20 protein-coding genes and 1 pseudogene are annotated in these 11,734 nt (G+C 70.1%); 14 read left to right on the top strand and 7 right to left on the bottom strand.

Annotated elements, in window-relative coordinates; genetic code table 11:
* From IPP98_09705 to IPP98_09735, 7 genes are all read right to left on the bottom strand, one after another.
* Positions 1–193: hypothetical protein (locus IPP98_09705; protein MBL0179383.1), on the bottom strand; the 193-nt coding region annotated here is incomplete at its 3' end.
* Positions 190–675: a serine hydrolase gene (locus tag IPP98_09710; GenBank protein ID MBL0179384.1), complete on the bottom strand. Its 486-nt coding sequence runs from the start codon at positions 673–675 to the stop codon at positions 190–192. The genes IPP98_09705 and IPP98_09710, both read right to left, overlap by 4 nt.
* 138 nt (positions 676–813) lie before the next feature.
* Complete coding sequence (locus IPP98_09715; protein ID MBL0179385.1) at positions 814–1,113, bottom strand: hypothetical protein; 300 nt, start codon at positions 1,111–1,113, stop codon at positions 814–816.
* A gap of 57 nt (positions 1,114–1,170) precedes the next feature.
* Complete coding sequence (locus tag IPP98_09720; GenBank protein ID MBL0179386.1) at positions 1,171–1,422, bottom strand: hypothetical protein; 252 nt, start codon at positions 1,420–1,422, stop codon at positions 1,171–1,173.
* Positions 1,419–1,718 carry a hypothetical protein gene (locus tag IPP98_09725; GenBank protein MBL0179387.1) on the bottom strand — a complete coding sequence of 100 codons (300 nt, stop codon included), beginning with the start codon at positions 1,716–1,718 and terminating at the stop codon, positions 1,419–1,421. The genes IPP98_09720 and IPP98_09725 overlap by 4 nt, the downstream gene beginning before the upstream one ends.
* A complete protein-coding gene (locus IPP98_09730) occupies positions 1,661–1,930 on the bottom strand; it encodes a hypothetical protein (GenBank protein MBL0179388.1) in 270 nt (89 codons plus the stop codon). Before IPP98_09730 ends, IPP98_09725 begins: the two co-directional genes overlap by 58 nt.
* A 66-nt stretch (positions 1,931–1,996) precedes the next feature.
* Positions 1,997–2,284: a hypothetical protein gene (locus IPP98_09735; protein MBL0179389.1), complete on the bottom strand. Its 288-nt coding sequence runs from the start codon at positions 2,282–2,284 to the stop codon at positions 1,997–1,999.
* A 438-nt stretch (positions 2,285–2,722) separates the two neighbouring features.
* On the opposite strand from IPP98_09735, the gene IPP98_09740 reads away from it, so the two are divergent.
* The 14 genes and pseudogenes from IPP98_09740 to IPP98_09805 all read left to right on the top strand — a co-directional run bounded on the left by IPP98_09740 (position 2,723) and on the right by IPP98_09805 (position 11,717).
* Positions 2,723–3,241: a hypothetical protein gene (locus IPP98_09740; GenBank protein ID MBL0179390.1), complete on the top strand. Its 519-nt coding sequence runs from the start codon at positions 2,723–2,725 to the stop codon at positions 3,239–3,241.
* Entirely contained in the window at positions 3,232–3,582 is a 351-nt protein-coding gene (locus IPP98_09745) for a histidine kinase (GenBank protein MBL0179391.1), read from the top strand. The genes IPP98_09740 and IPP98_09745 overlap by 10 nt, the downstream gene beginning before the upstream one ends.
* Entirely contained in the window at positions 3,582–3,872 is a 291-nt protein-coding gene (locus IPP98_09750; protein MBL0179392.1) for a hypothetical protein, read from the top strand. The genes IPP98_09745 and IPP98_09750 overlap by 1 nt, the downstream gene beginning before the upstream one ends.
* A gap of 90 nt (positions 3,873–3,962) precedes the next feature.
* Entirely contained in the window at positions 3,963–4,643 is a 681-nt protein-coding gene (locus IPP98_09755) for a response regulator transcription factor (protein MBL0179393.1), read from the top strand.
* Between the two features lie 186 nt (positions 4,644–4,829).
* Positions 4,830–5,546, top strand: coding sequence for an SDR family oxidoreductase (locus IPP98_09760; protein MBL0179394.1), 717 nt, complete (start codon positions 4,830–4,832; stop codon positions 5,544–5,546).
* Positions 5,510–5,590 carry an SDR family oxidoreductase gene (locus IPP98_09765; GenBank protein MBL0179395.1) on the top strand — a complete coding sequence of 27 codons (81 nt, stop codon included), beginning with the start codon at positions 5,510–5,512 and terminating at the stop codon, positions 5,588–5,590. The genes IPP98_09760 and IPP98_09765 overlap by 37 nt, the downstream gene beginning before the upstream one ends.
* Before the next feature lie 642 nt (positions 5,591–6,232).
* Positions 6,233–7,266 (top strand): annotated as a pseudogene (locus IPP98_09770) (isocitrate/isopropylmalate dehydrogenase family protein).
* A gap of 96 nt (positions 7,267–7,362) precedes the next feature.
* The gene (locus tag IPP98_09775; protein ID MBL0179396.1) at positions 7,363–7,530 is read left to right on the top strand and encodes a hypothetical protein; all 168 of its coding nucleotides are present in this window, start codon (positions 7,363–7,365) and stop codon (positions 7,528–7,530) included.
* Positions 7,531–7,636: 106 nt separating this feature from the next.
* Positions 7,637–7,999: a hypothetical protein gene (locus IPP98_09780; GenBank protein ID MBL0179397.1), complete on the top strand. Its 363-nt coding sequence runs from the start codon at positions 7,637–7,639 to the stop codon at positions 7,997–7,999.
* Between the two features lie 252 nt (positions 8,000–8,251).
* Entirely contained in the window at positions 8,252–8,566 is a 315-nt protein-coding gene (locus IPP98_09785) for a hypothetical protein (protein MBL0179398.1), read from the top strand.
* Positions 8,524–8,916: a hypothetical protein gene (locus IPP98_09790; GenBank protein ID MBL0179399.1), complete on the top strand. Its 393-nt coding sequence runs from the start codon at positions 8,524–8,526 to the stop codon at positions 8,914–8,916. Before IPP98_09785 ends, IPP98_09790 begins: the two co-directional genes overlap by 43 nt.
* Positions 8,913–9,764, top strand: a complete 852-nt coding sequence (locus IPP98_09795; protein MBL0179400.1) for a metallophosphoesterase — start codon at positions 8,913–8,915, stop codon at positions 9,762–9,764. The genes IPP98_09790 and IPP98_09795 overlap by 4 nt, the downstream gene beginning before the upstream one ends.
* The gene (locus tag IPP98_09800; GenBank protein MBL0179401.1) at positions 9,757–10,503 is read left to right on the top strand and encodes a SprT-like domain-containing protein; all 747 of its coding nucleotides are present in this window, start codon (positions 9,757–9,759) and stop codon (positions 10,501–10,503) included. The genes IPP98_09795 and IPP98_09800 overlap by 8 nt, the downstream gene beginning before the upstream one ends.
* Before the next feature lie 56 nt (positions 10,504–10,559).
* Positions 10,560–11,717, top strand: a complete 1,158-nt coding sequence (locus IPP98_09805; GenBank protein ID MBL0179402.1) for an acyl-CoA dehydrogenase family protein — start codon at positions 10,560–10,562, stop codon at positions 11,715–11,717.
* Positions 11,718–11,734 lie beyond the last annotated feature (17 nt).

The raw sequence follows: 11,734 nt of genomic DNA on the forward strand, positions 1-11,734 counted from the left end.
CGCCGTCATGTGCCGCCACCGTCTCGTCGACCCAGCGCGCCATCGGCGGGCGCATCCGCACGGCCGACGCGTTGACCATCAGGACGACGGTGATCTTCGACGCGGGGTAATAGCGCAACTCCGTGAGATAGCCCGGGAAGAAGCCGCTGTGCCCACGCACCGGACCCGCCGCGGTGCTGTCGCGGAGGATCATGCCGAGGCCGTAGTTCGTGCCCGCACCGAGCATCCGCGCCGGCGTGCCACGCGTCGCCCGCGCGAGCAGCGAGTCGCCGTGAATCGCGCCGCCGAAATACGCTGCTGCCCCAGCGGGAAGGCATCGGCCGCGCTTGCGGCATAGCCGCCACCGGCCCCCTCGAACTGCGGGTTGACGATCATCACGCCACCGTCGAGCATCGCGTCGCGGCCGCCGAAGGGATTCTGGGCACCGGCATAGCCCTGCACCACGCCGGGAAGCGTCCGTGAATCCGAGGGGAGCGTGTTGGTCAACTTCATCGGCACCAGGAAGCGGCGGCGGATTTCGTCGTCGATCGGCTTCCCGGTGATCCGCTCCAGCACCCGCGCGAGCAGCCATGCAGTTGGTGTCGGAGTAGTCCCACCCGGCACCGGGGGCAAACGGTGGCGTGGCGCCGTGCAGGTAGCGCACCTGGTCGCGCGGATCCCAGACGCGCCCGGGATCGGACGTCAGCGTCGCGGTGAACTCGGGGCGAAATTCGTAGCGGACAATCCCCGACGTGTGGGTCATCAGCTGCCGCACGGTGATGCTCGACGCGTTGGCGACCGAGTCCCACCACCCTTGACCGCCCACATATCGGCTCACCGGCGCATCGAGCGAGAGTTTTCCTCGCGCACCAGCCGCATCGCGACGGCGGCGACGAAGCCTTCCCGACGTCTCCCCATGAGCAGGCGTGCATCGGGGCGCAGCGGCCGCTTCAGGGCGGCGGCCGCTATGCCGCTGGCGATGGCGACGACCCGGCCATCGGGGAAGGCGACTCCCAGGACCGCCCCGGGGACACCGGTGGCGGTGCGATAGCTGTCGAGGCGGGCCTGCAGGGTGCGCTCGACCGTGTCCTGCGGGGCGAGCGTGGCGAGCGCGAGGAGCAGGAGAGGAGTCATGCCCGAAGGATACGGCAATGGTCGGGGCCGGGTTTCCCCGACCCCGACCACACCGGTTCACTTCGCCGGCGACACCGCCGTGACGAGGCCTCGCGCGGAGCCGATCCACTCCACGGCCATCCCCCGTGCCGCGAGCCGTGCGATCAGCGCCGCCTGCTCGACCTGATGCGTCGGGGCGCCCGCCGCCGGGAGGTAAAGCCACTTGAGCGTCGGCGAGTAGACCGCCATCGCGCCGACGAGGTCGGGCGCCGTGAACGGCTCGAGCCAAAGCGAGTCGCTGCCCACCCGAATCCAGCGCGGCGTGGTCACGACCGTCCGACGCGGCGCGCCCGGTCACGCGCCGGATGATCGGCGCGCGCCCGGCGCGCCACGCAGAGCGGCTGCTCTGTGCCGGTGAACCACCGCGCGCCGCCATTCGCGGGGGACGGGATCGTCGCGATGCCGGCGCCGACCGGGACACCCGGTGCCACCTGCGCGAGCCACGCGGTAACCAGCCCGACCGCGCCCTCGTGCTGTGCCGTCTCCATCAGACCCACTGCCCGCCGATCTAACACCGCGCCCGGGGTGCCCAGCGTCGGCGGCGTGGTGGCGAAGCGCTCACGCACGAGTTTCCCATCGAGGCGAGATCGACCTGCCACATCGGCCGCTGTTCGGTGGCGAGGTAGACCCGCGCGACCGAATCGCTGATGGCAAAGGAGTCGGCTGGGGCAGGGGCGTCGACCGCCATGGCGAGGACGGTCATCCGCTTGTATGGCACGCCGAGCCGGTGCATCGCGCTGACGCGGCAGCAGCAGCGCCGGAAGCGATGCGCTGCCACCCGGAGGTACCAGAACTCCACCTCGTGGCGGCCCCACGGTGCGAGGCCGAAGTCGGCGACCCCGTTTCAGCGTGGAAGCGCACCATGGCTGGCAAGGCATCGCCGCGACGCACGAAGAGCGTTGCGGGCCAGCCATCGACGGTAGCCTCGCAGTCGCGCGTGCGCCGCGCCGTCGATCGTGGTGTCGGCCAACTGGCGCAAGGCGGGATCATGGCGCAGCTGCAACACCAGCCGCTCCGGTGCGAAGGCAAAGAGCTCGCGGCGTTCGTCGACATACGCGAGGTTGAGCGGGCCCCACGCCGGGGCGGCGTTCGGCGCCGCTGGCATCAGTCGCACGGCAATGGTGTCGCGCACCACGTCGACGATCGCCGTCGCGGGTCCGCCGCCGAGGAACTGGCGTGTGTTGCGCCAGGCGCGGGTGGTGTAGTCGCGCAGCTCGACATTCCGCTCGTACGACGGCAGGTCCGCAAATTGGCGATCCGCGAAGGTGGTGCGCGCTCACTGCGTCATCATGCCGAGCCGAAGCGAGCGGATGCCGCGGAGCGCCGAGCCGCCACCCATCCGGGCGATGGTGCGGTCGAGAGCGCGGCGGCAGGTGCCGGCACCTGCGCCGAGTCCGACGAACGGCATTCCGACAAGAAGCAACCTCAGGAGCAGGGCGGTGCGTCGCCATGGGGCCTCAAGGGGAGAAGGTGACCAACGACAGACCATGACCGAGGGGGGGTCCGGGTTTTTGTTTTTGGTCCTCGGTGGGCGAGATCTCGACGCCTCGACCGCTCGGCCCAACGCGCCTTGGCGAGATCGCGTCCTCGCGGGGCGAACCGCGGCCCGACCGGCCTCATTTCGGCGCTAGTTTCTTCGCATGGCCTCCCCGAACGCCTCCCCCTGCGCCCCGCGCCGCCACCGGCGCTGCTCCCGGTCGTCTTCGGCGCGACCACGCTGCTGACGGCGGCTCAGGGCCATCTCCCGCGCAAGGCCTCGGGCGAGGCGGCGAAGCTCGGCGATGTCCTCGCCGTCGGGGCGGCGACCTGGGTCGGCTGGTTTTGCGCCGCCCCGCTGATCATCGCACTCGGTCGACGGGTCCCGTTCAGCCGGACCACGTGGCTGCGTGCGACGGTGGTCCATACGTTGGCAATGACCGTCTGCTACGTCGTCTCGGTGTTCGTGCTGATTTGGATCTCCCTGCAGCTCCTGTCGCCAACAGAAGCCCTGACGCGCGAGATGATCACGCGCACGCTCCTCACCTCGTCGCGACTCTCGCTGGCGATCTTCACCTACGTCACCATCCCAGACCCGACCACGTGCTGCTGACGCGTGAGGCGCTGCGGCTCCGCGAACTGCAGGCCTCGCGGCTCGAAGCCACCGCGACGCAGGCCCGACTCGACGCGCTGGCCGCGCGGCTCGAACCGCACTTCCTCTTCAACGCGCTGCAATCGGTGAGCGCGCCCATCGACAGCGACCCGGCGCGCGCCCGCACCATGCTGGCCCAGATCGGCGACTTGTTGCGCGATGCCCTCGCCGCGCCCGAGTCGGGCGAGGTGTCGGGTGCACGAGGAGCGTCGGTCCCGGGCGCTACCTCGCGATCGAGGAGACGCGCTTTGCCGATCGGCTGCATGTGGAGTGGGCGGTCGCGCCCGACACCGAGGCGGTGATGGTGCCGCGCTTCCTGCTGCAACCGATCGTCGAGAATGCGCTGCGCCACGGCCTCGCGGTCCTCCCCGAGGGTGGTCGGCTGCGGATCACCGCCACGCGCGAGCCGCAGTGCCTGCGGCTCATCGTCTGGAACGACGGCGCGCCGCCCCCTGCGACGCCGCGTGAGGGGGTCGGGTCTCGCGACGACGCGGGAGCGACTCGCCGCACGCTACGGTGTCGCGGGCTCGCTGACGCTCCGCGCGGTTCAGAGGCGGGTGGCGTCGAGACGGTCATCGAGCTCCCGGCGTGAGCACCATGCGCGTCGTGGCCGCCGACGACGAGCCACTGCTGCTCGCCGACCTCGTGCGCCTCCTCCCCGCGCCAGCCCGACGTCACGGTGGTGGGTGAGGCGAAGAACGGCCTCGAAGTCCTCGACCTCGTCGACCGCACTCACCCCGATGCGCTCTTCCTCGACATCCGCATGCCGGGGCTCGACGGCCTCGGCGTCGTCGCCGAACTCGACCCCGCCCACGCCCCTGCCGTCGTCTTCGTAACCTCGTTCGATGAGTATGCCGTGCAGGCGTTCGAGGCACAGGCTGTGGACTACCTCTTGAAGCCCTTCGACCCCGCCAGGCTCGCCAAGGCGGTCGATCGGGTGCGGGGCGGATCGGCCGGGATCAGGGCGAGGCCCTGCACGGAGCATCGCCGGGCTCGCCGCACGGCAGTTGGTCGCCCCGGTGGAGTACCTCGAACGGATCGCGGCGCGTGGGGTCGGCCGCCGACGACCGTCCTTGAGGTCGCCGACATTCGCTGGATCGAAGCGGCCGACAACTACGTCCGGCTGCATACCGCAGAGGGCGTCCACCTCTCCTGCCGGACCATGCGCGATCTCGAGGCCCTCCTCGACCCGAAGCGCTTCGCCAGGATCCACCGCTCCGCCATCGTCGCCCTGCGGCTGGTCCGTGAGCTGCGCCCCCTGGGCGACGGCGACCAGGAGCTCCTGCTGGAGGGCGGCGGCCGCCTGGTTCTCACCCGCTCCTACCGCGACGCCTTCGAGGCACGCTTTGGCGGGGTGGCCTGACCCCACGGCGTTCTTCAGTCCCCCTCGGCGCTGCCTGCCGTTGCCCCCCGCCGCCTCGGCCCGTAGCTTCGCTGGATATGTCCCCGTATCCTGGCGCCGCCCCCGATCCTTGGTCGGCTGCCCTTGCCGCGTCGGTCGCCGAGCCGACCCCCGAGACTGAACCCCCGCCCCGCGGCCGCCGAGGCCGTGACGCCGGGGCGAGTCGCCGTGGTCACGGGCGGCGCCACCGGCCTGGGACGCACCATCGCCCTCGAGTTCGGCCGGCTGGGGTACCGCGTCGCCTTCTGCTGGTTCGAGATGGGCGGGCGGGATGTCGAGGCCACCGCGCTGATGACCGAGGCGACGCTCACGACGATGGGGTGCGAGGTCTACGCGGCGCGGTGCGACGTGCGCGACCGTGCCCAGGTCGAGGCGTTCATCGCCGAGGTGGTGCGCCGCTTCGGCACGGTCGATTGCCTGGTCAACAATGCCGGCATCGCCCGCGATGGCGCGCTGTGGCGGATGACGGACGAGGCGTGGACCACCGTCTTCGACACCAACGTGGCTGGCGCCTTCCATTGCGTGGCGGCCTGCGCCCCCCACTTCCGCCGGCAGCACTGGGGCAAGGTCGTCAACATCTCGGCGCACCAGGCCGCGCGTCCCGGCTTCGGGGTCGCCAATTACGCGGCTAGCAAGGCAGCGCTGGAAGGCTTCACGCGGGCGGCCGCGGTCGAGCTCGGCCCCTCGAATGTGAATGTCAACGCGGTCGCCCCGGGCTTCGTGCACACCGAGCGCCTCGACGAGCTGCCCTCGGACGTCATTGAGCGGGCCCAGAAGCGCGCCGTGCTGGGCCGGCCTGGCGGAGCCGGAGGACCGTCGCCGCGGTCATCGCCTTCCTCTGTTCCGATGCGGCACGCCACGTGACCGGGCAAGTCATCGCCGTAGACGGCGGGCTCTCGCTGGAATAGCTTTCCGCGGTGAAATTCCCCGCCTCCCACCATCCTGCGCTGCTTCTTGCTGCCATGCTCCTCTGCGTGGCGGCGCCAGCCTGCGCACAGGCCACCAAGGAAGCGAAGGAACCGAAGCTCGCGCCGGCCCCGGCGCTGTTGTTGTCGCCGCTCGCCGGGCAGTCGATTCCGGTGCTGCCGGTGACCTACTCGTCGTCGATTCGGCAGCGGGTTCGGGCATGCCGACCGATCTGCACAGCCGGTTGCGCTGGGCCGACTCGCTCATCGGCGAGGTGCTGCAGATGCGCGGCCCCGAGGTGACGTGGCTGTTGGGCGAGGAACTGCGCCGCATCGCGCGCCGCGCGCCGGGCACCATCAACGATCCCGACAAGATGGGACAGGCGATGCCCGGGCCGACGGCCTCAAGCGCATCCCGATCCGCTCTTCTCGCAGATGCGGATGCTCGCCGCGCTCACCAACGGCCGCCAGGTGATGGTGCCTGCAGCGGTCCGCTTCCAGGCCATGCCGGCCGGCATCCGCGCCGAGGTGGTGCTGGTGCTGGCTGATGCCCGGAGCGGTGCGCTGCTCTGGCGCAGCACGCCGTTCGCGATTGCGGCCACGCCGTCGGCTGCCCTCGCGGCCGCCGTCGCCAGGATCCTCCCGATTTCAACTGAGTTCATGACGCATTCCATCACGCTCATTCCCGGCGACGGCATCGGCCCCGAAGTCACCGATGCCACGCTGCAGGTGCTCGCGGCCACCGGCCTTTCGTTCGCGTGGGACCGGCAGCTTGGCGGGATGGCCGCGGTCGAGGCCACCGGCGATCCGATGCCCGAGGCGACGCTCGACTCGATCCGTCGCACCAACCTCGCGCTCAAGGGCCCGCTGACCACGCCGGTCGGCGGCGGCTTCCGCTCGGTCAACGTCGCGCTCCGGAAGGAGTTCGCCCTCTTCGCCAACGTGCGGCCCGCGAAGACCATCGTCCCCGGGGGCCGCTTCGACGGCATCGACATCGTGCTGGTGCGCGAGAATCTCGAGGGGTTGTACATCGGGCAGGAGCGCTACGTCGAGGTCAACGGCGATCCGCACGGCCAGGCGGAGTCGGTGGCGATCGTGACGCGCGCCAACTCGGAGCGGGTGATTCGGTACGCGTTCGAGTACGCGGTGCGCCATGGCCGCAAGAAGGTGTCGCTGGTGCACAAGGCGAACATCCTCAAGTTCACCACTGGCCTCTTCCTCGAGATCGGCCGCGAGATCGCCAAGGAGTACGAGGGACGCATCGCGTTCAACGACCTGATTGTCGACAACGCCGCGATGCAGCTGGTGCTCAAGCCGGAGCAGTTCGACGTGATCGTGACGACGAATCTCTTCGGCGACATCCTCTCGGACGAGATCAGCGGCCTGGTCGGCGGCCTTGGCCTCGCCCCGGGCGGCAACATCGGCGAGACGGCGGCGATCTTCGAGGCGGTGCATGGCTCGGCCCCGGACATCGCGGGGCAGGGGCTCGCCAATCCCTCGGCGCTGATCCTCGCCGCGGCGATGATGCTCGACCATATTGGCGAACAGGTGGCGGCCGACCGAGTCCGCGCGCGCTGGTCGTCGCCACGATCGTCGCCGACGGGGTCCGCACCTGCGACCTCGGCGGCAGCGCATCCACCCAGGAGTTCGGCCGTGCCGTCGCCGCTCGGGTGGCCTGAGGTCCCCTGCAGCGATTGCGGGCGACGGGTGCCCGACATCGACTTCAACGAACGGTGCCCGGATTGCCAGAAGCGCTGGCGGCGTCGGGTCACGGGGTGGCCCGTCGTGCGGCCCTGGTTGGTGGGGCGGTCACGGCGGCGTGGAGCCTGATACGCCCAGCGACGTCTCCCGAAGGCCAGTGGTATGCCGTGACCGCCGTTCCGGTGGTCGCCGTCCTGGTCTACAAGATTGCCGGCCGCGTGGCCGAGGAGATGCTGCGATGACCCGATCCCTGCGATTTCCGATGCTGGCGCTGGTGGCGCCCGCGACGCTGGTGGCGCAACAACCGGCGGATGCCCCCCCTCCGTCACCCTCTTCAATTCCGGCCGCGTGCTGATCCGTCGCACGCTCCCGGCCGCGATCGCCGCCGGCACGTCGACGGTGTCGCTGCCGCTCGGGATCTTCGAGCCGGCATCGCTGATGCTCCTCGAGCCGGGCGTGAAGCTCGGCCGCGTCTCCTTCGACGGTGCGTCGACGGAAGAGGCGCTGCTGCGGCGGCACATCGGCGAGGAGTTCCAGTTCGAGCGCAGATGGGAACGGCACTCTGGATCACTCCGCGCCGGGTTGATCGCACTGCAGCCGGAGCGGTGGCAGGTCGGCGGCGCGAATCGTCTTCGGGCGCCCCGGCCAGATCCGTTGGGAACCGTCCCGCGTGCCGGCGACGCCGGTCAGCGACCTGACGCTCACCAGTGACCGGGCGCGCAGCAGCGTGAAGATGATGTACGCCACGAGCGGCGCGTCGTGGGGCGTCTCCTACTCGCTCATCCTCGGCGCGGCCGGTCGGATCGAAGGGGCGGCGTCGATCATGAGCGGTACGCTCGACCTGGCGAATGCCGAGGTGCAGTTGCTCGCCGGGGACATTGGTGTGCAGGCACCGAGCCGGTCGCCTCAGGCGTACGCGATGGCGGCCAAGGGTCGCGGGTCGCACGATCAACGCCTTCGACGATGTCCGCGCCGTCTCAGGAAGCGGTCGGCGAGGCGCGGCTCTACACGTTGCCGGGGCGGATCACCTTCACGCCCGGGACGCAGCTGGTCACGCCGCTCTTCGACCCGACGCCGGCTCGCGCCGAGCGGCGCTTCACGGTGTCAGGCGGCATTCCGTTCTGGGGCGGCTTCGCGCAGGAAGAGGATGAACGCGAGGTGCCGGTCGCGGTCACGTACCGCCTCGAGCGGAAGCTCGGCACGACCTTCGGCGACCTCCCGCTCCCGGTGGCGGCGTGCAGGTCTTCGACACCGACAAGGCGGGGCGGCTGCAGTTGATCGGGATGGGTGCGATCGGCCACACCGCACCTGGAGAGGAGCTCAACGTCTCGACCGGGACCGCGTTCGACGTGACGGCCAAGCGGACGCAGACGGCGTTCACGACCACGCGCAGCACGGCGCCAAACACCAATCGCACCATCGCGATGGCGTCGTATCGCGTCGACCTGCAGAACGCCAAGGACTCGGCGGTGGTGGTCGAGGTGCGCGAGGATCGCGGCGGCGAGTGGTCGATCGTCGAGAGCTCGGTGCCGGTGCAGAAACGCTCGGCGACCCGCGCCGTCTTCCCGGTGACGGTGCCGGCCAAGGGGAAGGCGACGTTGACCTACCGCGTGCGCGTGGTCTGGTGACCCCCATCACGCTGCTGCAGTGCTCCGACCTGCATTTCGGTCGGGACGCCGACTTGGCACAGGTGGCCGGGCTCGAAGCCCTGGCCACCGCCCTGTCGCCGTCGGCGGTCGTCATCGCCGGCGACCTGACGCAGCGTGCCCGGCACGGTGAGTTCCAGCGCGCGCTCGACTTCGTGCAAGCGATGCGCCGAATCGCCCCGACGCTGGTGGTGCCCGGCAACCACGATGTCGAGTGGTGGACCACACCATTCGACGTCATCGGCGCGGCCGCGAAGTACGAGAAGTACACCCGCTACTTCGGCGTCGACCTCACGCCGACGCTGGTCATCGAAGGCGCGGTGCTCTGCGGCGTGCTGACCTCGTACGGCGTCACCGCCGGCTCGATGACGTACAACCTGAACGACATGGCGGTGAAGGGGCACCTGCCGGCGCGGGAAACCGAACGCGCCGGCACCCGCTTCGCGGAAGAAGGCCCGGAGTTGCTGCGCGTCATGGTCATGCATCAGAACCTGCTGCGCGGCCGCATTTCGCAGCGCATGGGACTGGCCCGCTGGCGCGCGGCCTGGCGCCAGGTGATGGGCGCCGGCACCGACCTGGTGCTCTGCGGTCACGATCATGAAGAGGGCGCCGGCACGCTGCCCAACGGCGTCATCGTCGCCACCTCGAGTACCCACACGTCACGCACCCGCGGTCATCGTCCGTCGGCCTGCAACGTCATCACCGCCGACGACGAGTCGATCACCGTGCGTCACTATCTCTGGGAAGCGGCCCTCGGCCTCTTCCAGCCCGGCCCCGAACACGCCTTTGCTCGGCCACGCGTCGCCGACCCCGCTGCCGCCCGTGGCTGAGGTCGCCGAACGTCTCGGAAGCCTCGCCGCCGAGCCACAGCTCTCCCTCGGACTCGATGTCGATCCCGAACGCGCGCTGCCCGATCGTCTCTTCCGCCTCGGTCTTGCGCCCGGCACCATGGTCACACTGACGCGCAATCGCACCGTGCTGGTGAGCCATCATCCGCGCTACGGGCTCCGGCTGCACGCGGGCTATGCGTGGGCACCGGATGACGTCCTCTCGGCGATCCTCACCTTCCTGCGACCGCGCGTCTCGAAGGCGGAACGCCTCGTCGCGCGGCGCCGCTTCCTCGCCTTTCCCGTCGACCGCCACGCGCCGTCGCGGGTCACGCCGCATCGTGGCCCGCGCCCCGTCGCGCCGGAACACGAAGTCATCATCGGCCGGCTGATGCGGCTGCACGAGATCCTCAACGCCCGGCACTTCCAGGGCGCGCTCGGCACCATCCCGATCCGCCTCTCCGACCGGATGTCGACGCGCCTGGGTGAGTTCCGCGCCGATCACGACGGTCGCCCCGTCGAGATCACCCTCTCCCGGCGTCACGTCCGCCGCGACGGCTGGCCCGCCGCGACCGAGACGCTGCTGCACGAGATGGTGCACCAATGGCAGTGCGAGACAGGCCACCCGCTCGACCACGGCGTCTCCTTCCGCCGGAAGGCGAAGGAAGTGGGGATCCGACCGAACGCCACGGCGCCGGCGGGGTATCCCTCGCATCTCGATCTCTACGGAACGATTGCATGAAGCCGCTCGCCCCGCTCCATCCCGCGCCCCTGCCGGCTTTCCGGCAGGTGGACCTGATGAACACCGAGTCGCTGCTGACCGCGGAGGAGCGCGCCCTCCGTGATCGGGTTCGCGCCTGGGTCGACACGGCGCTGATGCCGAACATTTCGCAGTGGTACTTCGACGGCGTCTTCCCGCATCACCTGGTTGGCGAGATGGCCGGGCTCGGGCTGCTCGGACCGACCATCCCGGCGGAGTACGGCGGTCCGGGGCTGTCGGGCGTGGCGTACGGACTCATCATGCAGGAACTCGAGCGCTGCGACTCCGGCATACGCTCGTTTGCCTCGGTGCAGAGCTCGCTGGTGATGTATCCGATCTGGGCCTTCGGGTCGGAAGCACAGAAGCAGTCGTGGCTGCCGAGGATGGCGCGTGGTGAAGTCATCGGCTGCTTCGGCCTCACCGAGCCGGAGTTCGGCAGCAATCCCGCCGGAATGATCGTCAACGCCGACGAGACTGCCGACGGCTGGACGCTGCACGGCACCAAGAAGTGGCTCTCCAACGGGCCGTCGGCGCATGTGGCCGTGGTCTGGGCCAAGACGAACGGTTCCGACGACCCGAAGAGCATCCGTGGCTTCCTCGTCCCGACGAACACGCCCGGGGTCACGGTGCACCGCGTCGACGACAAGCACTCGCTCCGCGTCTCGGAGTCGAGTGCGATGACCTTCGACCAGGTGAAGCTGTCGAAGGACGCCCTCCTTCCGGGTTCGGGCGGGGTGAAGAGCCCGCTGATGTGCCTCACCCAGGCGCGCTACGGGATTGTCTGGGGCGCATTGGGTGCCGCCCTCGCCTGCTTCGACGAGGCGCTCCAGTACGCCTTGCAGCGCGAGATGTTCGGCAAGCCGATCGCCGGCACGCAGCTGCAGCAGGAGCGGCTCGCCGAGATGGCGACGAAGGTCACCAACGGACAGCTGCTCGCGCTGCAGCTGGGCCGCCTCAAGGACCAGGACGCCATGACCCCGGTGCAGGTCTCGCTCGCCAAGCGGCACAACGTCGACATGGCGTGCGACGTGGCCCGCGAGGCCCGCCGCCTCCTGGGGGCCAACGGCATCCTCGGCGGCTGGCACGCCATGCGCCACATGGCCAACCTCGAAAGCGTCTACACCTACGAGGGGACCCATGACATGCACACGCTGATCGTGGGGCAGGAGCTGACCGGGATCCCCGCCTATCGTTGAGATGTGAAACGTGCGTC

The organism is Gemmatimonadota bacterium (genome assembly GCA_016720805.1).
Classification (GTDB): Bacteria; Gemmatimonadota; Gemmatimonadetes; order Gemmatimonadales; family GWC2-71-9; genus Palsa-1233.